The sequence below is a fragment of the Streptomyces sp. NPDC037288 genome (genome assembly GCF_055603265.1).
Window position 1 is genome coordinate 118,057 of record NZ_JBVJVY010000005.1, and the last position, 25,953, is coordinate 144,009.

Annotated in this window: 20 protein-coding genes; 5 read left to right on the top strand and 15 right to left on the bottom strand. The window is 71.9% G+C overall.

Annotated elements, in window-relative coordinates; all coding sequences use genetic code 11:
- Window positions 1–8: 8 nt before the first annotated feature.
- The 9 genes from ACZ7GZ_RS07985 to ACZ7GZ_RS08025 form a co-directional block, all read right to left on the bottom strand.
- Window positions 9–506, bottom strand: coding sequence for a hypothetical protein (locus ACZ7GZ_RS07985; RefSeq protein WP_471021942.1), 498 nt, complete (start codon window positions 504–506; stop codon window positions 9–11).
- A gap of 110 nt (window positions 507–616) precedes the next feature.
- A complete protein-coding gene (locus ACZ7GZ_RS07990) occupies window positions 617–1,981 on the bottom strand; it encodes a 3-hydroxybutyrate oligomer hydrolase family protein (RefSeq protein ID WP_471021944.1) in 1,365 nt (454 codons plus the stop codon).
- Between the two features lie 185 nt (window positions 1,982–2,166).
- Window positions 2,167–3,414 (bottom strand): extracellular catalytic domain type 1 short-chain-length polyhydroxyalkanoate depolymerase, encoded by a 1,248-nt coding sequence (locus ACZ7GZ_RS07995; RefSeq protein ID WP_471021947.1) that lies wholly within the window; start codon window positions 3,412–3,414, stop codon window positions 2,167–2,169.
- A 212-nt stretch (window positions 3,415–3,626) separates the two neighbouring features.
- Window positions 3,627–4,529: a universal stress protein gene (locus ACZ7GZ_RS08000; protein WP_471021950.1), complete on the bottom strand. Its 903-nt coding sequence runs from the start codon at window positions 4,527–4,529 to the stop codon at window positions 3,627–3,629.
- A 137-nt stretch (window positions 4,530–4,666) separates the two neighbouring features.
- Window positions 4,667–4,909: a DUF397 domain-containing protein gene (locus ACZ7GZ_RS08005; RefSeq protein ID WP_471021952.1), complete on the bottom strand. Its 243-nt coding sequence runs from the start codon at window positions 4,907–4,909 to the stop codon at window positions 4,667–4,669.
- A gap of 82 nt (window positions 4,910–4,991) precedes the next feature.
- The gene (locus ACZ7GZ_RS08010; protein WP_471021954.1) at window positions 4,992–6,158 is read right to left on the bottom strand and encodes a thiolase domain-containing protein; all 1,167 of its coding nucleotides are present in this window, start codon (window positions 6,156–6,158) and stop codon (window positions 4,992–4,994) included.
- On the bottom strand, window positions 6,155–7,204 hold the full coding sequence (locus ACZ7GZ_RS08015) for a thiolase domain-containing protein (RefSeq protein WP_471021956.1): 1,050 nt from the start codon (window positions 7,202–7,204) through the stop codon (window positions 6,155–6,157). Before ACZ7GZ_RS08015 ends, ACZ7GZ_RS08010 begins: the two co-directional genes overlap by 4 nt.
- Window positions 7,201–8,142, bottom strand: a complete 942-nt coding sequence (locus ACZ7GZ_RS08020) for a Zn-ribbon domain-containing OB-fold protein (protein WP_471021957.1) — start codon at window positions 8,140–8,142, stop codon at window positions 7,201–7,203. Before ACZ7GZ_RS08020 ends, ACZ7GZ_RS08015 begins: the two co-directional genes overlap by 4 nt.
- A 113-nt stretch (window positions 8,143–8,255) precedes the next feature.
- Entirely contained in the window at window positions 8,256–9,056 is an 801-nt protein-coding gene (locus ACZ7GZ_RS08025; RefSeq protein WP_471021959.1) for a crotonase/enoyl-CoA hydratase family protein, read from the bottom strand.
- Between the two features lie 198 nt (window positions 9,057–9,254).
- Here ACZ7GZ_RS08025 and ACZ7GZ_RS08030 point away from each other — a divergent pair, with 198 nt between their 5' ends.
- Window positions 9,255–10,871, top strand: coding sequence for an acyl-CoA synthetase (locus tag ACZ7GZ_RS08030; protein WP_471021961.1), 1,617 nt, complete (start codon window positions 9,255–9,257; stop codon window positions 10,869–10,871).
- A 73-nt stretch (window positions 10,872–10,944) separates the two neighbouring features.
- On the opposite strand, the gene ACZ7GZ_RS08035 is transcribed toward ACZ7GZ_RS08030, so the two are convergent.
- Together ACZ7GZ_RS08035 and ACZ7GZ_RS08040 are read right to left on the bottom strand one after the other, a co-directional pair.
- A complete protein-coding gene (locus ACZ7GZ_RS08035; protein ID WP_471021962.1) occupies window positions 10,945–11,649 on the bottom strand; it encodes an alpha/beta fold hydrolase in 705 nt (234 codons plus the stop codon).
- A gap of 38 nt (window positions 11,650–11,687) precedes the next feature.
- Complete coding sequence (locus ACZ7GZ_RS08040) at window positions 11,688–12,554, bottom strand: alpha/beta fold hydrolase (protein WP_471021965.1); 867 nt, start codon at window positions 12,552–12,554, stop codon at window positions 11,688–11,690.
- 208 nt (window positions 12,555–12,762) lie between these two features.
- Here ACZ7GZ_RS08040 and paaK point away from each other — a divergent pair, with 208 nt between their 5' ends.
- Window positions 12,763–14,067 carry a phenylacetate--CoA ligase PaaK gene (gene paaK, locus ACZ7GZ_RS08045; protein ID WP_471021966.1) on the top strand — a complete coding sequence of 435 codons (1,305 nt, stop codon included), beginning with the start codon at window positions 12,763–12,765 and terminating at the stop codon, window positions 14,065–14,067.
- 150 nt (window positions 14,068–14,217) lie between these two features.
- Here paaK and ACZ7GZ_RS08050 read toward each other — a convergent pair whose 3' ends face one another.
- Window positions 14,218–15,714 (bottom strand): acyl-CoA synthetase, encoded by a 1,497-nt coding sequence (locus ACZ7GZ_RS08050; protein WP_471021967.1) that lies wholly within the window; start codon window positions 15,712–15,714, stop codon window positions 14,218–14,220.
- A gap of 207 nt (window positions 15,715–15,921) precedes the next feature.
- Between ACZ7GZ_RS08050 and ACZ7GZ_RS08055 the strand changes: the two genes are divergently transcribed.
- From ACZ7GZ_RS08055 to ACZ7GZ_RS08065, 3 genes are all read left to right on the top strand, one after another.
- Entirely contained in the window at window positions 15,922–17,349 is a 1,428-nt protein-coding gene (locus ACZ7GZ_RS08055; protein WP_471021970.1) for a cytochrome P450, read from the top strand.
- 73 nt (window positions 17,350–17,422) lie between these two features.
- Window positions 17,423–18,340, top strand: a complete 918-nt coding sequence (locus ACZ7GZ_RS08060) for a (-)-alpha-amorphene synthase (protein ID WP_471021971.1) — start codon at window positions 17,423–17,425, stop codon at window positions 18,338–18,340.
- A gap of 144 nt (window positions 18,341–18,484) precedes the next feature.
- Window positions 18,485–21,394, top strand: a complete 2,910-nt coding sequence (locus tag ACZ7GZ_RS08065; RefSeq protein ID WP_471021974.1) for an ATP-binding protein — start codon at window positions 18,485–18,487, stop codon at window positions 21,392–21,394.
- 33 nt (window positions 21,395–21,427) lie between these two features.
- Here ACZ7GZ_RS08065 and ACZ7GZ_RS08070 read toward each other — a convergent pair whose 3' ends face one another.
- From ACZ7GZ_RS08070 to ACZ7GZ_RS08080, 3 genes are all read right to left on the bottom strand, one after another.
- Window positions 21,428–22,978: an acyl-CoA synthetase gene (locus ACZ7GZ_RS08070; RefSeq protein ID WP_471021975.1), complete on the bottom strand. Its 1,551-nt coding sequence runs from the start codon at window positions 22,976–22,978 to the stop codon at window positions 21,428–21,430.
- On the bottom strand, window positions 22,975–24,102 hold the full coding sequence (locus tag ACZ7GZ_RS08075; RefSeq protein WP_471021977.1) for a nitronate monooxygenase: 1,128 nt from the start codon (window positions 24,100–24,102) through the stop codon (window positions 22,975–22,977). Before ACZ7GZ_RS08075 ends, ACZ7GZ_RS08070 begins: the two co-directional genes overlap by 4 nt.
- A gap of 112 nt (window positions 24,103–24,214) precedes the next feature.
- Window positions 24,215–25,780: a phytoene desaturase family protein gene (locus ACZ7GZ_RS08080; RefSeq protein ID WP_471021978.1), complete on the bottom strand. Its 1,566-nt coding sequence runs from the start codon at window positions 25,778–25,780 to the stop codon at window positions 24,215–24,217.
- Between the last annotated feature and the right edge of the window lie 173 nt (window positions 25,781–25,953).

Here is a 25,953-nt window from a genome sequence, read left to right on the forward strand (position 1 = left end):
CACCGGCCTCAGCCCTGCTGGAAAAGCTCCGCCGGGAGCGGCTTCAGCAGGGCGTACAGGTCGTCGGTGATCGGGCGGTCCCAGGCGGCGATGGTGACGAGGACGCCGTCGCTGCGGTCGAACTGGACGCAGGAGATCCGGGACTCGGACAGCTTCAGCCGCCGCACGATCAGGAGGTTGTCACCCTGGAGGACGGGCGTGTCCTCGACGCCGACGACGGTGACCTCCTCGTCGTTCTCCAGCGCCAGCAGCAGCTGGCCCACCTCGAAGGGGATCTCGCCCTCGGCGACCTCGCGGGCCGGGGAGCCGTCCGGCAGATTGCCGATGATCATGGCGGGGCCGCGGCCGCCGAAGAGGTCGTAGCGCAGGAAGACACCCTGGCAGGTGCCGTCGGGGGCGGGCAGCAGGCCCGCGCCGAGGTTGCCCGGCCAGTCGCCCGGGTCCATGGCCAACACGTCGAATTCGGGCCCGGCGGGAGTGGCGCTGCGGCGGCGGAGGAACGACATGCGGCCATGGTACGTGGGCTCCGCCGGAAGTGCGGTGCGGGTCCCCGTGAGCGCCGGGACGGGTCGCCCTTCGGCCGCGGAGCCGTATGTGAACGCAGTCCCGCTGCCGGTCAGCTCAGGGGGCAGCCGGCGAGGAGAGTGGTCGGGGTGGCGCCGGACGGGCGCGGCACGGTGTGGTCGGCGGGCGGGAGCGCGTCCCCGTCGATCCAGCGTTCCAGGGCCTCGAAGGCCGAGCGGTGGCAAGGCACCATGGGGCGCAGCCTGTCGGGGAAGGCGTCGACGAGGGAGTCGGTGTGGGTGCCGTCCTCGATGCGGTAGTAGCGCAGCAGCGAGCCCCGTCCGGCTGCCTGGACCATACGTGCGTAGACGTCGGAGTCCTGGCTGATCGGCAGCAGCACGTCGAGGGTGCCCTGGAGGGTGATCAGCGGCTTGCCGATGCGTCCGGTGAGGGCGATCCGGTCGACCGCGCGGTGGACGGCGGCGGGCCGGGCCGGGTAGTCGTAGTCGGCGTCGCAGGCAGGTGTGCCGGAGGCGCAGAAGGGGGTGCCGGCCTCGGTGGCGCCGTCGTAGCCGGGGTCGAGTTCCTCCCGGTAGATGCGCTGGGTGAGGTCCCAGTAGACCTGGTGGTGGTACGGCCACAGGAATTCCGAGCCGGCCGGGAAGCCCGCCCTGTGCAGGGCGGCCTCGGCGTCGGCGGCTGCGGGGCCGCCGGCGGCGTACGCCGGGTAGTGGCGCAGCGCGGGCGGCAGGAAGGTGAGCGGGTTGGGCCCGGCCGTACGCCAGAGGGTGCCCTCCCAGTCGACTCCGCCGTCGTACAGCTCGGGGTGGTTCTCCAGCTGCCAGCGGACGAGGTAGCCGCCGTTGGACAGGCCGGTGGCGAGGGTGCGGGCCGGGGGCCGGTGGTAGCGCTGGGTGACCACGGCGCGGGCCGCACGGGTGAGCTGGGTGAGGCGGGTGTTCCATTCGGCGATGGCGTCGCCGGGCCGCCGGCCGTCGCGGTAGAAAGCGGTGCCCGTGTTGCCCTTGTCGGTGGCGGCGTAGGCGTAGCCGCGGGCCAGCACCCAGTCGGCGATGGCTTTGTCGTTGGCGTACTGCTCACGGTTGCCGGGGGTTCCGGCGACGACCAGGCCGCCGTTCCAGTGGTCGGGCAGGCGGATGACGAACTGGGAGTCGTGGTTCCAGCCGTGGTCGGTGTTGGTGGTGGAGGTGTCCGGGAAGTAGCCGTCGATCTGGATGCCGGGGACGCCGCGGGGTGTGGGCAGGTCCTTGGGTGTGAGACCGGCGTAGTCGGCGGGGTCGGTGTGGCCGGAGGCCACGGTGCCCGCGGTGGTCAGTTCGTCCAGGCAGTCGGACTGTTGGCGGGCGGCGCCGGGCACGCGGAGATCGGTGCGGCCGGCGCAGTGGTCGCCCGGGGTGCCGGTGGGTGCCGCCGTGGCCGGTGTGGTCAGGAGCAGGCAGGCCGCGGTGAGCGACATCGCGTGGAGAAGGGTTCGGCGTGGGGGCCGTCCGGGCGGTGCGATGGGCATGGGGATTCCTCCGGCTGTGGGTGGACGCGCTGGAGGCTAGAGGTGGAGTGGGCGTGTCGGACATGTGTGGGGCCGCCATGAAGGCGGCCCCCAAAGTGTCGTCGGCCACATGACCGAGCGTGGCTGACTGTCTGTCAGGGGCAGCCGTCGTCGGCGATGGTGTAGTAACCCGTGGGTGACTCCTTCAGTGTGTGGGTGACGAAGGTGTTGTACAGGCCCATGTTCTGCTGGGATCCGTTGGCGTAGGTGTATCCGCCGCTGGTGCTGGCCCGTCCGGCCTGCACCTGGGCGTAGTTGCTCGCCGTGTAGCAGACGCCACCACCGTCGCCGCCACCGCCGCCGCTGCCGCCGCCCGGGTCGGAGGTGTCCAGGCCGAAGAACCGGGTGATCCAGTAGCTGGAGCAGATCGAGTCCGGGAAGTAGGGGGCTTTGGTGCTGCCGCACTGCTCGGTGCCGGTGCCGGGGTCGACCGGGGTGCCGTGGCCGATGCCGGGGACCCGGTCGACCTCGACGGCGACCGTGCCGTCGGCGGCGAGGTACTGGTCCTGCCGTGTGGCGTCGGGGCCGATGGTCGTGGTGCGGCTCGGGGTCTGGGAGAGGCCGTGCAGGGCCGTCCACTGGTCGCGCAGCTCCGTGGCGTTGCGCGGGACGACGGTGGTGTCCTGGTCGCCGTACCAGATGGCGGTGCGCGGCCACGGCCCGGTGTACGCCGGATAGGCGTCCCGCGCCCGCTGGGCCCACTGGTCCGGGCTGAGGTCGACGCCCGGGTTCATGCAGGTGTAGGGGCTGTCGTCCTTGGTGCAGTCGTAGGGCAGGCCGGCGACGACCGCACCGGCGGAGAAGACGTCGGGATAGGTGGCGAGCAGGACGGCGGTCATGGCGCCGCCCGCGGACAGACCGGTGACGTAGACCCGCCGGGGGTCGGCTCCGTAGGAGGTCACGGCCCGGCTCACCATCTGCCGGACGGACAGCGCCTCGCCCTGTCCGCGCCGGTTGTCCGTGGTCTGGAACCAGTTGAAGCACTGGCTCGGGTTGTTGGCCGAGCTGGTCTGGGCGAGCACCAGCAGGAAGCCGTCGCGGTCGGCGAGTTGGGGCAGACCGGAGTTGTCGGCGTAGACCTGTGCGTTCTGGGTGCAGCCGTGCAGGGCCACGACGACCGGCGGGTGCGCGGGCAGGGAGGCGGGCCGGTACACGTACATGGCGAGGGCGCCCGGATCGGACCCGAAGTCACTCACCTCGGTGAGTGTCGCGGAGCCCCGGGCGGCGGGCGCGGGCCCGGCGAGCGCGGTGCCGAGGACGACGGCGACCACGGCGAGGAGACGGGACAGGAGACGGGCACGGGGCGGCGCTCCGGGCACCCTTCTGTACGGTGGCGGCGGCATGGGCGGCTCCTTCACAAGGACAGGTGTCCCGGTCGCTCGTGCGCGGGGGGCGCACACGGCGCCGGGCGTGGCGGAACCGTATGTACGCGGGTGGGGCGCCGCCATGGCGCGGGACACCACAGCCGGGTCCGTGCCGGTCGGCGCCGCACGGATTGCGGGGTGCCGGGTGCTCTGCTACGCCGGTTCGGCCGCGTCCTGCCGGACTGCCGGGCTCACCCCTGCGGCGGTCCCGGCGGCACCACCGCGATCGGGCTCGCGGCGTGCAGCAGGACGGCCTGGGTGACCGAGCCCATCATGCGGGCCGGTGCGAGCAGGCGCCGCCGGTGCCGGCCGACGACGACCAGCTCGGCGTCCTTGGAGGCGGCGACGAGGTGGCCGGCCGCGTCGCCGGGCAGCGCCTCGGCGTCGGCGCGGACGTCGGGGTACCGCTTGCGGTGCGGGGCGAGGAAACCCTCCGCGAGGGCGCGGGTCTCGTTCTCGACGGCGTCCTGGTCGGCCTGGGGCGGTACGAACTGACCGGGGACGGACCAGGCCTGCACCGGCCACGGGTAGGCGGCGATCACCTGGACGCGGGCCGCTCGCAGGGCGGCCTCGGCGAAGGCGAGGGCGAGGGTGGCCTCGTCGGGGCTGTCGGCGTGCAGGCCGACCACCACCCGCGGCCCGGGCTCGGCCGGGCCGTCGCCGTGCACCTGACGGCCGGGCCGGGGTACGACGACCACCGGGCACTCGGCGTCCCGGGCGGCGGCCAGTCCGTTGGAACCGAGCAGCAGGCTGGCGAAGCCGCCGCGCCCCCGGGAGCCGAGGACCAACAGCTGGGCGTCGGCGCCGAGTTCCGGCAGCACGGCGCCCGGTACGCCCTCCAGGGCGACGTACTCCACGGAGGGCTGCGCGCCGCGGTCCGCGAGCCGGGCGTGCACGTCGTCCAGGACCGGATCGCCCTCCGCCTCGGGCGGCCCGGCGACCAGCACGTCGGCCTGGCCCCAGGCGGCGTACTGCCGTACGTGCACCACGCGCAGCGGTGCGGCGCGGCGGCGGGCGGCGTCGACGGCCCACTCCAGCGCGCGCAGGCTGTCGTCCGAGCCGTCGACCGCGGCGATGACCGGCGCAGTGCTCATCGTCCTCACCTTCCGGAACACGACCTTCCCCGTGCTGCGGCCAGCCTGACGCAGGCTGCGGTCGCAGCGGGGTCCCGCTGGTCGCGTGTCCGGAAATCGGCTCGGAACACCCCCGGTTCAGGTCATCGGGACCCGGGTCAGGTGAGGTCGAACTCCCCTTCACGGGCCCCGGTGACGAAAGCGCCCCACTCCGCCGGTGTGAAGATCAGGGATGGGCTTTCCGGACGGCCGCTGTTGCGCATCGCGATGAAGCCCTCGACAAACGCGATCTGGACATCGCCCAGACCTCGGCTGCTGGACTGCCACTCGGCGCTGCTGAGGTCCAGCTCCGGTTTGTCCCAGCCCACGAGCGGCTGCTGCTGGATCGTGCTCTCGGCCACGTCCCTGCTCCTCCCGGTTCGTCGTCCGCGGGTCAGCCTAGCGACCGCTCACGACGCCCGACAGGCCACCTGGGGAGGACTTTCAGGACTCCGGTGGCCGCGCTCCCACGAGCCACATGGAGAAGAACTGGGAGCCGCCGCCGTAGGCGTGTCCGAGCACCCGGCGGGCGCCGTCCACCTGGTGTTCCCCGGCCTGGCCGCGCACCTGGAGGGCGGCCTCGGCGAAGCGGATCATGCCGGAGGCGCCGATGGGGTTGGTGGACAGCACACCGCCCGACATGTTGACGGGCAGGTCGCCGTCGAGTTCGGTCACCCCGGACTCGGTGAGTTTCCAGCCCTCCCCCTCCTCGGCGAAGCCGAGGTTCTCCAGCCACATGGGCTCGTACCAGGAGAACGGCACGTAGATCTCGGCGGCGTCGATGTCCCGGCGCGGGTCGGTGATGCCGGCCTGCCGGTAGACGTCTGCGGCGCAGTCCTTGCCGGCCTGCGGGGAGACGAAGTCCTTGCCCGCGAACAGGGTCGGTTCGCTGCGCATGGCGCCGCCGAGCATCCAGGCGGGCGGGCGGGGCGCGCGGGCTGCTCCGGCGCGGTCGGTGAGGACCATGGCGCAGGCGCCGTCGGAGGACGGACAGGTCTCGGAGTAGCGGATGGGGTCCCACAACATCGGCGAGGCCTGGACCTTCTCCAGCGTGATGTCGTGCTCGTGGAGGTGGGCGCAGGGGTTCTTCAGGGCGTTGCGCCGGTCCTTGTAGGCGACGAGGGAGCCGATGGTGTCGGGGGCGCCGCTGCGCCGCATGTAGGCGCGCACATGCGGGGCGAAGAAGCCGCCGGCGCCGGCGAGCAGGGGCTGCTGGAAGGGGATCGGGAGGGACAGGCCCCACATGGCGTTCGACTCGGACTGCTTCTCGAAGGCGAGGGTGAGGACGGTGCCGTGGACGCGGGCGGCGACCAGGTTCGCGGCCACGAGCGCGGTGGAGCCGCCGACGGAGCCGGCGGTGTGCACCCGCAGCATGGGCTTGCCCACGGCGCCCAGCGCGTCCGCCAGGTACAGCTCGGGCATCATCACGCCCTCGAAGAAGTCGGGCGCCTTGCCGATGACGACGGCGTCGATGTCGGTCCAGGTCAACTCGGCGTCGTCCAGGGCCCTTCGGGCCGCCTCGCGGACGAGTCCGGCGATCGACACGTCCCGGCGGGCGGCCACGTGCCTGGTCTGGCCGATGCCGACGACGGCCACGGGCTCCTTGCTCATCGTGGATCCCCTTCGAGTACGGCGACCAGGTTCTGCTGGAGGCAGGGGCCGGAGGTGGCGTGGGCGAGGGCGCGGTCGGACGCGCCGCGGTGGATGCGGGCGGCGGCCTCGCCGATGCGGATCAGTCCGGCGGCCATGACCGGGTTGGCGGCCGGCGCCCCGCCGGAGGGGTTGACGCGTACCTCGTCGCCGAGGCGGAGCGCCCTGCGCAGGACCACTTCCTGGGAGGTGAACGGCGCGTGCAACTCGGCGGTGTCGACGGGCCGTTCGAAGGCACCGGCGTGCTCGGCGGCGAGCCGGGCGGAGGGCGAGTCGGTGAGGTCGCGCACGCCCAGGCCGTGCGCCTCGATGCGGTGGTCGATGCCGCGGATCCAGGCGGGTCGCTCGCACAGCTCCCGGGCCCGCTCCCCCGCCGCGAGGATCACCGCGGCGGCGCCGTCGGAGACGGGCGGGCAGTCGCCGGTGCGCAGCGGCCGTACGACGTAGTCGCCGTGCGGAACCGGCCCCTTGAGCTGGGCGTGCGGGTTGGCGGCGGCGTCGGCCCGGCTGCGGGCGCCGACGGCGGCGAGGGCCGCTTCGTCGGTGTGGCCGGAGTCCATGAGCGCCTGTGCCTGGAGGGCGGCGAGGGCTATGGAGTCGGGCCACAGGGGTGCGACGTAGTACGGGTCCAGCTGGCGGGTGAGCACGTCCCGCACCGAGCCGGGCGAGCACTTGCCGTAGGAGTAGACGAGCGCGGTGTCGGCGTCGCCGGTGAGCAGTTTGGTCCAGGCCTCGTACAGCGCCCAGGCGCCGTCCATCTCGACGTGCGACTCGGATATCGGCGGCCAGGCGCCGACGCCGTCGAGTGCGAGGGTGAAGGAGAAGGCGCGGCCTGCGAGGTAGTCGCTGGAGCCGGAGCAGGTGAAGCCGATGTCCGCGGCCCTGAGGCCGGTCTGCGCGAGGACTTCGTGCAGCACCGGCATGAGCATCTCGACCTCGGAGGACTCCTCGGTGGAGCGCCGGTGGTCGGTCTGGGCGAAGGCGACGACCGCGATCTCCCGGGTCACAGCAGCTCCTTGTAGGTGTCGTAGTCGGCGTCGGGTTCGCCGGTGGGCCGGTAGTGGTCGGGGTAGCGGGCGCCGTCCGTCCACACGGGCTCGACGCGCAGGCCCATGCGCACCTGGTCGTAGGGGATGCCGCCGATCCGGGCGTGCAGGGCGAGGTCGGCGCCGTCGAGTGCGATGTGCGCATAGACGTAGGGGACCTCGATGTCGAGGTTCTTCGCCTTGATGTTGACGATGCAGAAGGTGGTGACTGTGCCGCGCGGACCTACTTCGACCTGTTCCACTGTGGCCACGCCACATGTGGGGCACGCACCCCTCGGCGGGACGTACACCTTGCGGCAGGAGGGGCAGCGTTCGCCGACGGTCCGCCGGTCGGAGAGGGCGTGGATGTAGTCGGACTGGGCGCGGCCGGGTGAGTAGGTGTAGTCGAGGCGGGCGGGGGCGACGATCTGGGTGAGCGGGTCGGCGAATTCGCCGCTGTGGCCTGCCGGTTGCCCCGGCTCTCCGTCGTACGGCTCGAAACAGGCGATGTCGGTGATGGCGCCGGTGCGTTCCCCGGCCCAGCGCACGCGGACCCGCATGCCGGTGCGGACGGCGTCGGGGCCGGGGGCGTCGAGGGCGTGCAGCAGGGCGGTGTCGGCGCCGTCGAACCGGACCAGGACCCAGGCGAAGGGGGTGTCGAGGGGCTGGCCGCGGCGGGGCTCGTGGTTCCAGGCCCAGGTGGTGACGGTGCCCGTCGGGGCGACCTCCACCAGGTCGCGGATCTCCTCGGCGGTGACGGGGTCGTACTCGACGGGCGGGACGAGGACGCGTCCGTCGGTGGTCTTCACGCCGAGGACGACGCGTTCCCGCAGGCCGGTGAGGAAGGCGCTCTGAACGGGGCCGAGGGAGCGGGTGAAGGGGAATGCGACGACGAGGGGGGCTTTGAGGACTTCGGGCATCGGGAACTTGCCTCCTTCGGGAAGGTCGGTGAGGTCGCGCCCGAAGGGGCGCGGGGAACTGCGCGACCAGCCACGCACGGCCCGCAGGTCCGAACCGCACCTCCAGCGGAGCGTCAGGCGCGCTTGTAGACGGGGGGCCGCTTCTCCGCGAAGGCGCGGGCGCCTTCCTTGGCGTCGGCGGTGTCGAAGACCGGCCAGCCGCGCGCGAGTTCGGCCGCCAGTCCGTCGGTCTCCGTCATCTCGGCGGTCTCGTACACCGACGCCTTGACGGCCTCGACGGCGAGCGGGCTGCAGGCGTTGATCTGCCCGGCGATCTCCAGGGCCGCATCGAGCGCGGAGCCGTCGGGGACGACCCGGCCGATCAGGCCGATGGCGGCGGCCTCCCGGGCGCTGTACGGCCGTGCGGTGAGCAGCATCTCCAGCGCGTGGGTGCGTGGGATCTGGCGTGGCAGCCGGACGGTGGAGCCGCCGATCGGGAACAGCCCGCGCCTGACCTCGAACAGGCCGAAGGTCGCGGACTCGCCCGCGACCCGGATGTCGGTGCCCTGGAGTATCTCGGTGCCGCCCGCGACGCAGTACCCCTCGACGGCGGCGACGACCGGTTTGCGCGGGCGGTGGTGGCGCAGCATCGCCTTCCAGTGCAGGTCCGGGTCGGCCTTGAGCCGGTCGCGGTAGTGCTCCCCCTCCATGCCGTTGCCGGCGAGCGCCTTGAGGTCCATGCCGGCGCAGAAGGAGCCACCGGACCCGGTGAGCACGATCGAGCGGATCTCGTCGTCCCCGTCGGCCTCGAGCCAGCCGTCGTACAGGCCGACGAGCATCGGGAGCGAGAGCGCGTTCCTTGCGTCGGGCCTGTTGAGCGTGAGCACCAGTGTGGCGCCCTCGCGTCGCACGGTGAGGTGTTCCGTCCCGCCCATCGGCTTTCTCCCCTCGGTGAGAACGAGAACAGGTTGCAGGAGGCGGGGAGGCACTTCAAGGGAGCTTCAAGGGTTTTCTGACAGACAGTCAGATTTGTTGGCGCGGGGCCTTCACAGTTGCCGCGCGCTTTGCTCTGATGACCGGCGAACCGACCGATGCGCCTTTGGTCGTCAGGACTGCCGGGGTCAGGAGGAGCGGTGGAGTACAACCTTGCCGACCTGTTCGAGTCGGTCGTCGACGTGGTCCCGGACCGCGAGGCGCTCGTGTACGTCGACCATCCCGGCACCGGCGCGGAGCGCCGCCTGACGTACGCGGAGCTGGACGCGGCAGCCGACCGCATCGCCCACCATCTCACCGACAGCGGGATACTCCCCGGCGAACACCTGGGCCTGCACCTGTACAACGGCGTCGAGTACCTGCAGACGGTGCTGGCCTGCCTGAAGGCGCGGATCGTCCCGGTCAACGTCAACTACCGCTACGTCGAAGAGGAGTTGGTGTATCTCTACCGGGACGCGGATCTGGTCGCGCTGGTCTTCGACGCGGAGTTCGCGGACCGGGTGGCGGGCGCGCTGCCGCGGGTGCCGAAGCTGCGGCATCTGCTGCGGGTCGGTCCGGAGACGGCCGGGGTGCCGGGCGCGGTGGCGTTCGCCGACGCGGAGGCCGCCGGGTCGCCCGGGCGGGACTTCCCGGCCCGCTCCGGCGACGACCAGTTCATCATCTACACCGGCGGCACGACCGGCATGCCCAAGGGTGTGATGTGGCGCCAGGAGGACCTGTTCTTCGCCGGGCTGGGCGGCGGGGCGCCGACCGGGGAGCCGGTGAAGACGCCTCAGGAACTGGCCGAGCGGGTCGCCGCCGGCGGCTCCGGGATCACCTTCTTCCCCACTCCCCCGCTGATGCACGGCACCTCCACGCTGACGGCGTTCATCGGCTTCAACTTCGGCCAACGCGTCGTCCTGCACCGCAAGTTCGTCCCGGAGGAGGTGCTGCGGACCGTCGAGAAGGAGAGGGTCACCAGCATGTCGCTGGTCGGCGACGCGATGCTCCGGCCGCTGATCGACGCGCTGAGCGGGCCGATGAAGGGCACGGACTGCTCGGCCCTGTTCAGCGTGTCCTCGTCGGGCGCGATCATGTCGGAGACGGTGCGCCGGCAGTTCCGTGAGCTGGTCCCGAACGCCATGCTGCTCAACAACTTCGGCTCCTCAGAGTCCGGTTTCAACGGTACGGCCACGGAGGACTCGGGGCCCGAGCGCGGCTTCCGCATCCGGGTCAACCCCCGTACCCGCGTGGTGGACCCGGCCACGCACGAGATGGTCACCGCGGGCGGGATCGGCCGGGTCGCCCAGTGCGGCCATGTGCCGCTGGGCTACTACAACGACCCGCGGAAGACGGCCGAGACCTTCTTCGAGAAGGACGGACAGCGCTGGGTCCTGCTGGGCGACATGGCGACGGTCGACGAGGACGGCGTGGTCACCGTGCTCGGCCGGGGCTCGCAGTGCATCAACACCGGGGGCGAGAAGGTGTACCCGGAGGAGGTCGAACAGGCGCTCAAGGCGCACCCGGATGTGTACGACGCCCTGGTCGCCGGGGTGCCGGACGCCACCTGGGGCACTCATGTGGCGGCTGTGGTGCAGCTGCGCGAGGGAGCGGCGCGGCCCTCGCTGGCCGACATCCAGAGCCACTGCCGTACCCGGCTGGCCGGTTACAAGGTTCCCCGCCAGCTGGTCGTCACGGAATCCATCCAGCGGTCCCCGAGCGGCAAGGCCGACTACCGGTGGGCCCGGGAGGTGGCGGTCGCGGCCGACCAGCGGTAGCACGCCGGGGTGTCAGGACCGGTTTCCGGCGGCGTTCGGGCCGCGACCGGGCCGGACCCGGCGGTGCCCGTGATCACCGGTCGAGGAACTCCCGTACCAGGGCGAGGAATTCCTCCGGGCAGGACTCGTGCACCAGGTGCCCCGCGTCCACGGTCACCAGCGAGGCGTCCGGGATCAGCCGGGCGAGCTGCGCGACCTGGTCCTGCGGGATGAGACTGGTGGTGCCACCCCCGATGACCAGCGTCGGCATGGTGATCCGGTCCATGTGGTCCCACCACACAGGATCAGGGGCGTTGCGTTGCGCGTCGGTGGCCCGCACCATCGCCCAGTCGAACGGCAGCTCCCCCGCGGGCCGTTCGGCGGGCGGGCGGGGCGGGTCGAGCGGCACGGGTGCGCAGACGTCCTCCAGCACCAGGCGTCGTACGGCCCCGGGGTGGCGCTGCGCCAGCAGGTAGGCGACGATCCCGCCCAGCGAATGGCCCACGACATCGGCGCTGTCGAGCCCGAGGGCGGACAGCAGGGCACGGACGTCGTCGCTCATCGCCTCGGCCGGGTAGTCACCCGGCCAGTCGCTGTGTCCGTGGCCGCGCAGGTCGGGGGCGTACACCCGGCGGGGGCGCGGGGGTGTTGCGAGCCGCTCGGCGATGTGCGTCCAGTCCCCGCCGTCGGCGCCCCGGCCGTGCAGCAGCACGACGGGCGGGGCGTCCGCCGGTCCCCAGGCCCGCCAGGCCAGGGTGATGCCGTTCGCCTCGACGGTGTGCAGCGCCGCGGTGTCCATGCCGGACACGCTAACCGGGCCCGTCCGTCCCCGGCCGCCTACTCTGCCGAGGGCAGAGCGGCGCCCGCGGGCCCGTCCAGGAAGGCGAGGGTTCGCCGCACGAACCACTCCGGGTCGTCCAGCCAGGGATAGTGGCCGGCGCCGGGCTGGACGGCGAGCTCGGCCCGCGCGAAGGCCTTGGCGGCACGGCGGGCAAGGCTCGGGCGCGGACCGCCGTCGAGTTCCCCGGCATGGACGAGGGCCGGCGCGGTCAGCGCGGCGAGGGCGGTCCGGGTCGCGTCCGGCGTGAAGGCACCGTCGGCGAAGTAGCGCTCGGCCGCCTCCTCGTTGGTCTGCTCCAGTTCGTCGTCGGTGTGCGCGCGGGCGGCGTCGTCCCAGCGGCCGTGGAAGAACGGCAGGAACGCGTCGTCGAAGTCCGCGTCGCCCGCCAGCCAGTCCCGGAAGGCGGGGAACGCCTGAGCGAACCACGGCTCGTCCGCACGCAGCCGGGCCGCTGCCAGCCGGTCCTCGGGGGTCGCCCGCAGACCCAGGGCGGACGGGTTGGGTGTGATGAGCAGCAGCCGCCGGATCCGCTGCGGATGGCGGGCCGCGTAGAGCATGGCCAGGGCCGCGCCGGCCGAGTGGGCGAGCAGGTCCATGTGCTCCAGACCCATGTGTGCGCGCCATACCTCCACGTCCTCGACCATCCGGTCGCAGCGGTATGTCGCCGGGTCCGACGGCAGCGCGGAGTCACCGGTGCCCCGCAGGTCCAGCAGGGCGAGGCGCCGGTGCGCGGACAGCCCGCCGAGGTCGCCGAGGTAGGCGGAGGCACGCATGGGCCCGCCGGGCAGGACGGCGAGAGGCTCACCACCGCCCCGCAGGTGGTAGGCGAGCCGGGTCCCGTCGGGTGTGGTGAAGGTCGGCATGGGCATGATCATGTCGTTCCGCCCCGGAGCGGCGCAACGCGGAAGGTCACCGGTGCCCGTCGCAGCTCCCCGTGCCCGGTCCGCGCGGCTGGTGCAGAAAATCCTCGCAGCCCTCTTGCCCCCAGTCGCATGGCCTGAATTACTGGCCCCGACGGATCTACCGAATGATCGGTCGCCCGGAATGTGAGGACGCGAGGGAGACGGCTCGATGGCGGACGCGACGGATCTGCGCGACGCGGGCGAACGGCTCGGACCCGAGGAGCTGCGGAAGCTCCAGCTGGAGCGGCTGCGCACCTCGCTGCGGCACGCCTACGACAACGTGCCGTTCTACCGGGAGTCCTTCGACAAGGCCGGCGTCCGCCCCGAGGACTGCCGCTGCCTCGCCGATCTGGCCCGTTTCCCGTTCACGACCAAGGCCGACCTCAGGGAGAACTACCCGTACGGCATGTTCGCCGTGCCGCGAGAGCGGATCCGCCGGCTGCACGCCTCCAGCGGCACCACCGGGCGCCCCACGGTGGTCGGCTACACGGACAACGACCTTTCCCTGTGGGCCGACATGGTGGCGCGGTCGATCCGGGCGGCCGGCGGGCGGCCCGGTGACCTCGTGCATGTGGCGTACGGCTATGGGCTGTTCACCGGCGGTCTGGGCGCCCACTATGGCGCCGAGCGCCTGGGCTGCACGGTCGTGCCGGCCTCCGGCGGCATGACGGCCCGGCAGGTGCAGCTGATCCGGGACCTGGAGCCGGCCGTCATCATGGTGACCCCCTCCTACATGCTCACGCTGCTGGACGAGTTCGAGCGGCAAGGCGTGGACCCGCGCGCCACCTCGCTGCGCGTGGGCATCTTCGGGGCCGAACCCTGGACCGAGCAGATGCGGCGCGAGATCGAGGAGCGGTGCGCGATCGACGCCGTCGACATCTACGGCCTGTCCGAGGTGATCGGCCCGGGTGTGGCTCAGGAGTGCGTGGAGACCAAGGACGGGCTGACCGTGTGGGAGGACCACTTCTATCCGGAGGTGGTCGATCCGATCACGGGCGAGGTCCTGCCGGAGGGCGAGCGGGGTGAGCTGGTGTTCACCTCGCTGACCAAGGAGGCCATGCCGGTCATCCGGTACCGTACCCGCGACCTCACCCGGCTGCTGCCCGGCACGGCGCGGGCGTTCCGGCGGATGGAGAGGATCACCGGACGCAGTGACGACATGGTGATCCTGCGCGGGGTCAACCTGTTCCCGACCCAGATCGAGGAGATCGTGCTGTGCACGCCCGGCGTGGCGCCCCACTTCCAGCTCCGGCTGACGAGGGAGGGCCGGCTGGACCGGCTGACCGTCCGCGCCGAGGCCCGCCCGGACGCGGGTCCGGAGACACGGGACGCGGCGGCCCGGTCCATCGTCGCGGCCGTGAAGGACGGGATCGGGGTGTCCGTCGACGTGGAGATCGTGGAACCGGAGTCGCTGGAGCGGTCGGTCGGCAAGATCCGGCGGATCGTGGACCTGCGGCCCAAGGACGCCGGGTAGGGCCTCGACCTGGCCTGACGGACGGCGGGCGGGGTCGCATCGACGTACCTCGAAATCGGCGGGCCGTCTGGATCCCGGAGGCGCTCGGGCGGGACGCGTTCACGCACGGCGGACGCCCTGCTGCCGGCGAAGGCCCGCTGACGGCCTCCGCTAGCCGCTGAAGCGGTCCCGCAGTTCGCGCTTGAGGATCTTCCCGCTGGCGTTGCGCGGCAACTCCGCCACGAACAGCACCCGCTTGGGCGCCTTGAAGGAGGCGAGCTTCTCCTTCACGTGCTCGACGAGCTGACTCTCCGTCACCTCCCCGCGCGGGACGACGACCGCCGTCACGGCCTCGATCCACCGCTCGTCGGGCAGACCGATCACGGCGGCCTCGGCGACGGCCTCGTGGGTGTAGAGCGCGTCCTCGACCTGGCGCGAAGCCACCAGGACACCACCGGAGTTGATGACGTCCTTCACCCGGTCCACGATCGTGAGGTAACCGTCGGCGTCCCGCACCGCGAGGTCGCCGGAGTGGAACCAGCCGTCCCGGAAGGCCTCGGCGGTCTCCTCGGGCTTGTCCCAGTAGCCCTCGCACAGCTGCGGTGAGCGGTAGACGATCTCGCCGGGCGTGCCGTCGGGCACGTCCTCGCCGTTGTCGTCCACGACCCGGGCGTCCACGAACAGCACGGTACGGCCGCAGGAGTCCAGCCGGCCCTCGTGTTCGCCGGGGCCGAGCACCGTGGCCAGCGGGCCGATCTCGCTCTGCCCGAAGCAGTTGTAGAAGGCGAGTCCCGGCAGGCGCTCGCGCAGCCGCCGCAGGACCGGGACGGGCATGATCGACGCGCCGTAGTAGGCCTTGCGCAGGCCGCCGAGGTCACGGGTGGCGAAGTCGGGCCGGTTCGCCAGGCCGATCCACACCGTGGGCGGCGCGAACAGGCTGTCCACGCGCCCAGCTTCGACCAGATCGAAGAGCCGGTCCCCGTCCGGCGCGTCCAGGATGATGTTCGTCGCGCCGACCGCTAGGTACGGCAGCAGGAACACGTGCATCTGCGCCGAGTGGTACAGCGGCAGCGCGTGCACCGGCCGGTCGCCGGCGCTCAGGTCGAGGGCGGTGATGGCGCTCAGGTACTCGTGCACCAGAGCCCGGTGGGTCATCATCGCGCCCTTGGGCAGGGCGGTCGTACCGGAGGTGTACAGCAGCTGTACCAGGTCCTCGGTGCGGGGTTCGGGCCCGTCGTACGGCGATGTGCCGGCCAGCCGGGCGAGGAGCGAGCCCTCGGCGTCCCGGAGCGGCAGCACGCGTGCCCCGTCCGGGAGCCGGCCGGCGAGGTCGGGGTCGGCGAGCACGAGGGTGCTGCCGGACTGGCCGACGAGGTACGCCAGGTCGTCCCCGGCGAGGTTCTGGTTGACCGGCACATGGACCAGGCCCGCGCGGGCGCAGGCGAGGAAGCCGATGAGGTAGGCGTCGGAGTTGTGGCCGTAGGCGCCGACCCGGTCGCCGGGCGTGAGGCCCTGCGCGAGGAGTACCGAGGCCGCGCGGGAGACCGCGTCGTCGAGTTCCTCGTACGTCCAGCGGCGTCCGCCGTACTCCACCGCGAGGCGGGCCGGGGTGCGCCGGGCGCTGCGGCGCAGCACCCCGTCGACCGTGCTGCCGTGTCCCTGCGTCATGACTCATGATCCTCGGTGCGTCGCCGAGGCAGGTCAAGCATCAACGGACACTCACGGAGTGCAACTTTTTGCTTCCGCGTGCTCCTGTGCGCCCCTTTGGAGAAAGGTTTCCTGAAACCGAGCACCCTCGAACCTGGGCAGGACATTTCTCGAGCGAAGTCCCCAGCGAGTTCGCACATTTCATGTCACATCGGGCTGGAGGTACCCATGAGCCGTGCTGTGCCTGAACAGAAACCAACGTGGAGGACAGGTACTGCTCCCGGCATATTCCCACTCCTCGGCCACGGTATCGCCTTCTACCGTCGGCCGCTGGCGTTTCTGAATTCTTTGCCCGCGTACGGGGATCTGGTCGAAATACGGCTGGGGCCGCAGCGCGCCTGGATGGTGTGCCACCCGGAGCTGACCCACGAGGTGCTCATGGATCCGCACACCTTCGACAAGGGGGGCCCGCTGTACGACAGGCTCGGGAAGCTGATGGGGGACGGTCTCGTCACCTGCCGCCAGCCGGCGCACCGGAGCAAGCGGGCGCTGCTGCAGCCCGGCTTCCGCCCCTCCCACGTCGCCCGCTACACGGACCTCATCACCGAGGAGGCCGAGTCGGTGTGCGACGCGTGGCCGACGGGGCAGACGGTTCCCGTCACCGAGACGATGATGACTCTCACGGCACGCGTGATCAGCCGGGTCCTCCTCTCCGACTCGCTGGACGACACCAGGACCGCCGAGGTGCGGGACTGTCTCACCGCCGTCGTCCGCGGCCTGTTCGTCCGTACCGTCGTCCCGATCGACGCCCTCTTCCGCCTCCCCACGCCCGCCAACCGCCGCTACCGGCGCGCCCTCGCCCGCCTGCACGCGATCATCGACGCGGTGATCGCGGAACGCCGCCGGGGTGCCGACCGCGACGATGTCCTGGGAACGCTGCTGGCCGCCGCGCGCGGTGACGGCGGAGCAGCGGCGATCACCGACCAGGAGGTCCACGACCATCTGATCACGCTGCTGCTCACGGGCGTCGAGACCCAGGCACTGTGCCTGGCCAGCGCCTTCAGCCTGCTGGCCCGCCATCCGGAGGCGGAGCGCCGGCTGCACGACGAACTCGACTCCGTCCTCGCCGAAGGCCGGAGCCCCGGTCCCGACGATGTGCCGCACCTCGTCTACACCAGGTGCGTCGTATCCGAGACGCTGCGCCACTCGTCGCCCGGCTGGCTCTTCACCCGCGTCACCACCAGGGAGACCGAGCTCGCCGGGTGCCGTCTGCCCGAGGGAGCCACCGTTCTGTACAGCCCCTACCTCCTGCACCACGATCCCTCGTCCTTCCCCGACCCGGAGCGTTTCGACCCCGGCCGCTGGCTGCCGGGGCGGCCCACCGCCGAGCAGCGCCGCGCGATGATGCCGTTCTCCGCGGGCAACCGCAAATGCCTCGGTGACGAGTTCGCCATGGTGGAGGCCACATTGGCACTCGCGACCATCGCCGGCCGGCGGCGCCTGCGCCATCTGCCCGGGTATGTCGCACGGATACCACGCGCTGGGATCACGCTGGGCCCGCGGTCACTGGTCATGGTCTGCGAAGCCCGTTCACGTACGACACCAGGCGCGTCGGATTCCCGGATGGCAGGTGAACCCGTTGTCGACAACGCATGAGGAAACCACGCTCGGCCTGCCGGCGGGGCCTCCGGTCTCCAACCTCAGGGACTTGATCGAGACAAATCTCCACATGCCCTTTCCGTTCCGGAGCAACCCCTGTGAATCCGAAGCCGCGGCCGGCGTCGACGCATGGCTGAGCGTGTGGGGGCTGACCGACGAACCAGGTGTGGCGGCGATGATCGCCCGCACTCGCCCCGCCGAACTCGCCTCTTATACCAGCCCCACCGTGGATTCCGGCCTTCTCAAGATCGTGGCCAATCAGATCGCCTACCAGTTCGTCTTCGACGACCGAGCGGAGGACATCGGTCGGCTCTCCCCGGGCAGTCTGCTGCCCATGCTGTGCGAGAGCGTCGCGATTCTGCGGGACGGCCGGCCGCCCACCACTCCCCTCGGAGCAGCCCTGGCCGATCTCCACCGGCAGGTCCGGGAACGGTGCACACCCGCACAGGCCGCGCGGTGGGCCGACAAGAGCCGTGAATACGTCCACGGCCTGTTGTACGAAGCGGTGGCCCAGGCCCACCCCCTCCTCCTGCGGACCGGAGACTGCACCTCCATACGGTCGCTGACCGCCGGCGTCGAGCCGTTCTACCCGCTGTACGAGGCCGCCCAGCCACACGAACCGCCCCCTGCCGAACTCCACCACCCCGTCGTACGGCGTCTGAGCCGGCTGTCCGCCGACGTTGCGGTATGGACAGCCGATCTGTTCTCCGCGGTGAAGGAACAGCGGACGGGCGAAATGATCAACCTGGCCCTCGCCCGCCGGCGCGAACACCGGTGCTCTCTGCAGGCCGCCGTCATCCTGGCCATCGGGGAGATCAACGCCGCGATCAAGGAGTTCCAGGAGCTCTACGCCGGGGTCGAACCGGAGTTGAGCCCGGCGGGCGTCGGCTACGTGGAGGGCATGATCGGCTGGATCCGCGGGTGTTACCACTGGTCCCGCACGGTGCCACGCTACGCGGATGTGGCGTCGGTGCCCGCCATGCCGTAGGCCATCCGGACCTGATACCCGGCGAGGGGACATTATCCCACCTTCAGTTCATGATTCACCCTATGGTGCCCAATCCGACCTGCCGCACGGCGACCAGGCGTACGCTCGGCTGCCCCGGGCGAACGACAGAAGGCGGTACGGCACATGGCGACGGAGCGCCGGCAACCGGTCACGGAACAGCGCACGCTGATCGAGCGCCAACGGGAAATGCAGTCCCTCGATGCCGCGTTCCGGGAGCTGCGACGCACCACGGACGGCATGCCCCGAGCGCGGCGCAGGGGTCTGCTCACCTTCCGCGGATCGGCCGGACTGGGCAAGACGGCACTCATCACGGAAGCACGTGACCGGGCCGCGGCGTACGGATTCACGGTGCTGTCGGGCAGGGGCGCCGAGACGGAACAGGGGTCGGCGTTGCGCGTGGTGCGCCAGCTGGTGCAGCCCTCACTGGCGAAGATGGACGGGGCGGAACTCCGTACCCTTCTGGGAAGCTGGTACGACATCGTCGCCGCCGTGCTCGGTCTTGAAGCCAGGGGCTGCGACCCCGCGCCGGACCTGACCGGGGTCCGCGAAGGTCTTGACTGGGTCATGACACGCCTCACCGTGAAGAAGGCACCCGTTGTCCTGCTCCTGGACGACCTGCACTGGGCGGACACCGAATCCCTGAGCTGGCTCGATTCCTTCGCGTCACGGGTCGATGACCTTCCCCTGCTGATCGTGGTCGCCTACCGGCCCGAGGAGCTGCCGTCCGACGCGGGCGAACTGCGCACCCTGGTCGGACATCACGGGGACCGCCCGCACGACCTGGCGCAGCTCACCGCCGAGGGCGTGGCGCAGATCATCAGGAGCGAAATCGGTGAGACGGCCGAGGACGGCTTCTGCAAGGAATGCTGGTCGGCCACCGGCGGGAGCCCCTTCGAAGCGGTGGAGCTCGCCATCGGGCTCGCCGAGCGGAAACTGAGCGGCACCGCGGACGACCTGCCCGCGATGCGTGAGCTCGCCGCAGCGATCAAGGGCCCGGGACTGATCGAGCGTCTGGAACAGCTCGACACGGCGACCGTCCGCTTCGCGCACACCGCGGCCGTCCTGGGGTCGCCCTTCTCACCGCAGCTCGCCGCGACCATCGCGGTGCTCGGCGACGAGGCCGCCGCCGAGGCGACCCAGAAGCTGCGCGCGGCCCGGTTCCTCACCGACGGCCACGGCCCCGAGGGGGAGCTCGAGTTCGTCCACCCGCTGATCGCCACCACGATCTACCGGTCCATTCGCACCGGCTTCCGGGCCGGTCTGCACAATGCGGCCGCGGACGCCGTCCTGGCCGCGGGATACGGCCCCACCGCCGCCGCCCGGCATCTGCTGGAGGTGCCCTGCGAGGGCAGCCCCCAGACGGTCGAATGTCTGCGCGAGGCCGCTCGCGAGTACCTTCGCGCCGGGGCCACCGAGGCCGCCCGGCGTCTGCTGACCCGCGCGCTGCAGGAGCCGCCCCTCCCCGAGGACCGTGCCAGGGTCCTGCACGAACTCGCGTGCGCCACGTTCCTGATCGAGCCCACGGCCACGGTGCGGCATCTCCGCCAGGCGCTGGCCGAGCCCGACGTCGACCCCGATCTGCGCGCCTCCATCGTCTATCGGCTGACCACAGCGCTGGCCCACACGGACCGGATGGCCGAGGCCGTGACCGTGGCCGCCGAGGAGGTGCGGCAGGCCACGAATCCGCGCGTCAAACTGCGGATGCAGGCCGACCAGTTCGTCTGGAGCACGATGCGCGCCGACGATCCCGACTCGCCCGCCCGCTCCCGGACCCTGACGCGCCTCGCCGAGCAACTGCCCGGTCGCAGGCTGGAGGAGCGCTACATCCTGGGGCTGCGGGCCTGGGATGCCGTCCTGCGCGGCGAACCGCGGCAGACCGCCCTGGCCTATGCCGAGAAGTCCCTGCGCGGCGGCATGAGCTGGACCGACGAGAACCGGGGCTTCGAGGTGCCCCTCTCGGTCGCCCTGGTGTTCATGTACGCAGACCAGCCGCGACGGGCCGAGGAGTTGTTCGAGAAGGGGATCGCCGAGTGCGCGGGCAAGGGCTGGCACGGCTCTCACCTGGCCTTCGGCCAGACCATCGCCGGTTACGTCCGCTACCACCGCGGTTGCCTGGCCGAAGCCGAGGACCTGGTCCGGGAGGGCCTGCGCATCGCCGACAAGGTGGAAGGGGTCGTGGCCGCCCAGTGGTACGGCGTCAGCGTCCTGATCCAGACGCTGCTGGCTCGCGGGCGGGTCATCGAGGCCCGCGCACTCGCCGACGACCACCACTTCGGTGAGATGACTCCGAACGCCGTCATCTATCCCGACCCGCGCACCGTGTACGCGGAACTCCTCCTGGCGGAGGGGCGGCACGCGGAAGCAGCGGAGCTGCTGTTGGCGGTCGGGAACTGGCTGGACGGACGGGCCTGGCGCAACCCGGCCTGGTGTCCGTGGCAGCTACGGCTCGCCAGCGCGCTCGCCCCCGCCGCCCCGGACGCGGCGATCGCCCACGCCAAGGACGCCGTCCGCCGCGCCCGGGACTTCGGTGCCGCCTCCATCGTCGGCCAGGCCCTGCACACCCTCGCCGAGGTGACCGGCGGGACGGCGGCACTCGATCTGTACGCGCAGGCCGTCGACCACCTGGAGCAGTCACCCGCCGCCTACGAACTCGCCCGCGCCCAGATCGGTCACGGCGCCGCGCTGTCCCGCAACGGGCGGCTGCAGGAGGCCGCCGACCGGCTCTACCAGGGCCTGGAGGGCGCCGTCCACTGCGGAGCCGAGGGACTCGCCGCCCGGGCCAGGGCAGAACTCTCGGCGGCCGGTCTGCGCCCGCTGCCGTTGCGTTACGTCCAGGCGGACACCCTGACCGCCCGGGAACGCCGTACCGCCGAACTGACCGCCCAGGGGCACCCGGTAGCCGTGATCGCCAAGGAACTGCGCTTGACCGAGCAGGGCGTGCGGCAGTTGCTGTCCAGCGTCTACCGCAAGATCGGCACCGATGCCGCCGGTCTCGCCGGGTTCCTGGCGAGCTGTCCTCACCACCACCCTTGAGGCCGTGCGTCCCGGCTTCGCGCCGGGCCGCGGTCACACCGGCCGCGTGCGCCCCTCCCAGTACGGGTCGCGCAGCCGCCGCTTGTACAGCTTGCCGTTGGGGTCGCGGGGCATCTCGGTGACGAAGTCGACGCTCCTGGGCCGCTTGTAACCGGCGAGCCGCTCGGCGCAGTGGTCGAGGAGGGACGCGGCCAGATCCGGGCCGGGGTCGTGTCCGGGGGCCGGCTCGACCACGGCCTTGACCTCCTCACCCCAGTCGTCGTGCGGGATGCCGAAGGCGGCGGCGTCGGCGACGGCCGGATGGGAGAGCAGCACGGACTCGATCTCGGCGGGGTAGATGTTGACCCCGCCGGAGATGATCATGTCGATCTTCCGGTCGCGCAGGAAGAGACAGCCGTCCTCGTCGAGGTAGCCGAGGTCGCCGACGGTGAAGAAGTCGCCGATGCGGTTCTTGCGGGTCTTGGTCTCGTCCTTGTGGTACGAGAAGCCGCCGGTGCTCATCTTCATGTAGACGGTGCCGAGTCGGCCGGGCGGGAGCCGGTTGCCGTCGTCGTCGAACACCGCGAGTTCGCTGATGGGCCAGGCCTTGCCGACGGTGCCGGGTTTCTTCAGCCAGTCCTCGGCGGTGGCGAAGGCGCCGCCGCCCTCGCTGGCCGCGTAGTACTCCTCCACGCAGTGTCCCCACCAGTCGATCATGGCCCTCTTGACGTGGTCGGGGCAGGGAGCGGCGCCATGGACGGCGTGCCGCATGGACGAGACGTCGTAGCGGGCCTTCACCTGGTCCGGGAGGGCCAGCAGGCGGTGGAACTGGGTGGGGACCATATGGGTGTGGGTGCAGCGGTGGGTGTCGATGCGGCGGAGCATCTCCTCGGGTGTCCACTTGTCCATCAGCACCAGACGGTGGCCGATGTGCAGGGACGCTCCCGCGAACTGCAGGACGGCCGTGTGGTAGAGCGGCGAGCAGACCAGGTGGACGTTGTCGTCGAACGGCTTGATGCCGAAGATTCCGAGGAAGCCGCCCAGGTAGGCCTCCTCGGGCGGTTTGCCGGGCAGCGGGCGGCGGATGCCGCGCGGGCGTCCCGTGGTACCGGACGTGTAGTTCATGACCCAGCCGAGTTCGCGGCCGGAGGGGGCCGACTGCGGCTGTCCGTCGAGGAGTTCGGCGTACGGCCGGAAGCCGTCGACCGCGCCGACGCCGTACCGGTGCGTGGCCGGCAGCCCCGCCTCGTCGGCGGCCCGGCGCGCCGCGTCGGCGAACCGCTCGTGGGCGATGAGCACCCTGGCGCCGGAGTCTGCGACGATCCAGGCGATCTCCGGGCCGACGAGGTGGTGGTTGACCGGGACCAGGTAGAGGCCGGCCTGGGTCGCGGCCAGGTAGGCGGTGAGGAACTCGACGCCGTTGGGCAGGACGACGGCGAAGGCGTCGCCGCGCTCCAGGCCGGCCGCGCGCAGCCCGTGGACGAGCCGGTTGGCGGCGGAGTGCAGACGTCCGGCGGTCCACTCCTCGCCGTCGGGGTCGACCAGGACGGTGCGGTCGGGGTGCTGGGCGGCCTGGGCCCAGAATCCGGCAGTGGGTGTGCTCACGACTGGCCGCTCCTTCCGGCGATGCGGTTGATGCGGTCCACGGCCTCCTCGAAGCCGCGGGTGAGGTCGTCGAAGACGGCCTTGACGCTGCGTTCGCCGCTCATCCGGCCGACGATCTGGCCGACCGGGGTGCCGAGCAGCGGTTCGACCTCGTACTTCTGGATACGGGAGACCGCCTCGGCGACCAGCAGGCCCTGCAGCGGCATGGGCAGGGTGCCGGGTCCGGACGGGTCGTCCCAGGCGTCGGTCCACTCGGTACGGAGCTGCCGTGCGGGCTTGCCCGTCAGGGCACGGGAGCGGACGGTGTCGCCGGAGCCGGCGGCGAGGAGCTTGCGGGTCAGGGCGGCCGAGTGCAGGTCCGCCTCTGTGGTGGTCAGCCATATCGAGCCCAGCCACACTCCTTGGGCGCCGAGTGTGAGGGCGGCGGCCACCTGTTGTCCGCTGCCGATGCCTCCCGCGGCGAGCACGGGCAGGGGGTCGACGGCTTCCACGACCTCGGGGGTGAGCACCATGGTGGCGATCTCGCCGGTGTGGCCGCCGGCCTCGTAGCCCTGGGCGACGACGATGTCGATGCCCGCCTCCTGGTGCTTGCGGGCGTGCCGGGCGCTGCCCGCGAGCGCGGCCACCAGGATGTCCCGGTCGTGGGCTCGGGCGACGACGTCGGCGGGCGGGGAGCCGAGGGCGTTGGCGAGGAGCCGGATCGGATAGTCGAAGGCGACGTCGAGCTGGGTGCGGGCGACCTGCTCCATCCAACCCGTGATGCGCCACCCGGACGCCTCCCCGTCGGCCAGCTCGGGGACGCCGTACCGGGCGAGGGTCTCGCGCACGAACCGCCGGTGGCCCTCGGGGATCATGGCCTCGACGTCCGCCTCGGTCAGTGTTTGGTCTTTCGGGGCCTCGATCTTCCTGGCGGGCATGACGACGTCCAGCCCGTAGGGCCGGCCGCCAGTGTGTGCGTCGAGCCAGTCGAGGTCGCGTTTGAGGTCGTCGGGGGCGGTGTAGCGGACCGCGCCGAGCACCCCGAAGCCGCCCGCCCGGCTGATGGCCGCGGCGACGGCGGGGAACGGCGTGAAGCCGAAGACGGCGTGCTCGACTCCCAGTTTCCTGCTCAGCTCCGTCTGCATGGGCGCAGGATGCCGCAGCCGGCCGGACGACGGAAGACCTTTTCTGACGTCCCGTCAGATTACTTTGGCCGCTTCGTCCGCCGCGTCCGCCGTGTTCGTCGCGTCCGCCGTTTTACGCGGTGGCCTCCAGCACCGCCATCGCCGCGTTGTGTCCCGGTACGCCGCTCACCCCTCCCCCGCGCACCGCGCCCGCGCCGCACAGCAGGACGTTCGGGTGCCGGGTCTCCACGCCCCAACGGCCCGTCTCCTGCTGGGCGTAGGGCCAGGACAGGGCGCGGTGGAAGATGTTGCCGCCGGGCAGTCGCAGGTCCCGTTCGAGGTCGAGCGGGGTCTTCGCCTCGATACAGGGGCGGCCTTCGGCGTCGGTGGCCAGGCAGTCGTCGAGGGGTTCGGCGAGGTGGGCGTCGAGCTGGGCGAGGGTGGCCTTGAGCAGTTCCTCGCGTACGCCGTCGTTGTCCCGGTCGAAGAGCCGGGCCGGGGTGTGCAGGCCGAACAGGGTGAGTGTCTGGTAGCCGCGCGCGGCGAGGTCGGGGCCGAGGATGGTGGGATCGGTCAGGGAGTGGCAGTAGATCTCCGAGGGCGGGACGGCGGGGAGTTCACCGGCGGCGGCCTGGGTGTGGGCGGTGGCGAGCTGCGCGTAGCCCTCGGCGATGTGGAACGTGCCGGCGAAGGCTTCGCGCGGGTCGGCGGCCGGGTCGCGCAGCTTGGGCAGCCGGGTGAGCAGCATGTTGACCTTGAGCTGGGCGCCCTCGGCGGGTTCGGTCGCCGCCCCGCCGGTGAGCGTGGCCAAATCCTGAGGGGAGGCGTTCACCAGGACGTGCCGGGCGGCGGCGACGCCCTCGCCGTCGGCCGTGCGGTAGGTGACCTCGGCGGTGTGTCCGTCGGTGGCGATCCGGACCGCCTCGTGCCCGGTCGCGATGACCGCGCCCGCCGAGCGGGCCGCGGCGGCCAGGGCGTCGGTGAGGGCGCCCATGCCGCCGACGGGCACGTCCCAGGCACCGGTGCCGCCGCCGATGACGTGGTAGAGGAAGCAGCGGTTCTGGGCCAGGGAGGGATCGTGGGCGTCGGCGAAGGTGCCGATGAGGGCGTCGGTGAGGACGACTCCCCGCACGAGGTCGTCCTCGAAGTTCTCCTCGACGGCGACGCCGATCGGCTCCTCGAACAGGGTCCGCCAGGCGGTCTCGTCGTCGATGCGGCGGCACAGTTCCTCGCGGGTGGGCAGGGGCTCGGTGAGGGTCGGGAAGACGCGCTCGGCGACGCGCGTGGTCATGCCGTAGAAGCGCTGCCATGCCGTGTACTCGCGGTCGCCGCCGGTCAGCCGGGCGAAGGCCTCCCTGGTGCGCGGCTCGCCGCCGCCGACGAGGAGTCCGGTGGGCCGGCCGTCCCGCTCCGTGGGGGTGTAGGACGAGATGGTGCGGGAGCGGACGCGGAAGTCCAGTGAGAGGTCGCGCACGATCTTCTGCGGCAGCAGGCTGACCAGGTAGGAGTAGCGCGACAGCCGGGCGTCGACACCGGCGAAGGGGCGGGTGGAGACGGCGGCGCCGCCGGTGTGGTCCAGCCGTTCCAGCACCAGCACCGAACGGCCGGCGCGGGCCAGGTAGGCGGCGGCGACCAGGCCGTTGTGGCCGCCGCCGACGATGACGGCGTCGTACGCGCGGGTTCCCTCGTTGGCAGACATGGTCCTTGGTAACACGGGATGATCCCGGTCGGCGAGAGCGCGTTTCGGTGGTCCTCCTCGCCGCCCGGCGGCCGGCCGCCCCGGGGGGGGGGGGGGGGGGGGGGCGGGGGGGGGGAGGGGGGGGGGGGGGGGGGGGGGGGGGGGGGGGGGGGGGGGGGGGGTGGGCGTGGGGG

Coding starts and splice junctions, on each gene's coding strand:
- paaK (WP_471021966.1), top strand. CDS start 12,763: ATGGCGGACGCGACGGATCTGCGCGACGCGGGCGAACGGCTCGGACCC.
- ACZ7GZ_RS08050 (WP_471021967.1), bottom strand. CDS start 15,714: ATGACGCAGGGACACGGCAGCACGGTCGACGGGGTGCTGCGCCGCAGC.
- ACZ7GZ_RS08000 (WP_471021950.1), bottom strand. CDS start 4,529: ATGAGCACTGCGCCGGTCATCGCCGCGGTCGACGGCTCGGACGACAGC.
- ACZ7GZ_RS08025 (WP_471021959.1), bottom strand. CDS start 9,056: ATGGGCGGGACGGAACACCTCACCGTGCGACGCGAGGGCGCCACACTG.
- ACZ7GZ_RS08080 (WP_471021978.1), bottom strand. CDS start 25,780: ATGTCTGCCAACGAGGGAACCCGCGCGTACGACGCCGTCATCGTCGGC.
- ACZ7GZ_RS07990 (WP_471021944.1), bottom strand. CDS start 1,981: ATGTCGCTCACCGCGGCCTGCCTGCTCCTGACCACACCGGCCACGGCG.
- ACZ7GZ_RS08010 (WP_471021954.1), bottom strand. CDS start 6,158: ATGAGCAAGGAGCCCGTGGCCGTCGTCGGCATCGGCCAGACCAGGCAC.
- ACZ7GZ_RS08065 (WP_471021974.1), top strand. CDS start 18,485: ATGGCGACGGAGCGCCGGCAACCGGTCACGGAACAGCGCACGCTGATC.
- ACZ7GZ_RS08055 (WP_471021970.1), top strand. CDS start 15,922: ATGAGCCGTGCTGTGCCTGAACAGAAACCAACGTGGAGGACAGGTACT.
- ACZ7GZ_RS08075 (WP_471021977.1), bottom strand. CDS start 24,102: ATGCAGACGGAGCTGAGCAGGAAACTGGGAGTCGAGCACGCCGTCTTC.
- ACZ7GZ_RS07995 (WP_471021947.1), bottom strand. CDS start 3,414: ATGCCGCCGCCACCGTACAGAAGGGTGCCCGGAGCGCCGCCCCGTGCC.
- ACZ7GZ_RS08060 (WP_471021971.1), top strand. CDS start 17,423: ATGCCCTTTCCGTTCCGGAGCAACCCCTGTGAATCCGAAGCCGCGGCC.
- ACZ7GZ_RS07985 (WP_471021942.1), bottom strand. CDS start 506: ATGTCGTTCCTCCGCCGCCGCAGCGCCACTCCCGCCGGGCCCGAATTC.
- ACZ7GZ_RS08020 (WP_471021957.1), bottom strand. CDS start 8,142: ATGCCCGAAGTCCTCAAAGCCCCCCTCGTCGTCGCATTCCCCTTCACC.
- ACZ7GZ_RS08040 (WP_471021965.1), bottom strand. CDS start 12,554: ATGCCGACCTTCACCACACCCGACGGGACCCGGCTCGCCTACCACCTG.
- ACZ7GZ_RS08035 (WP_471021962.1), bottom strand. CDS start 11,649: ATGGACACCGCGGCGCTGCACACCGTCGAGGCGAACGGCATCACCCTG.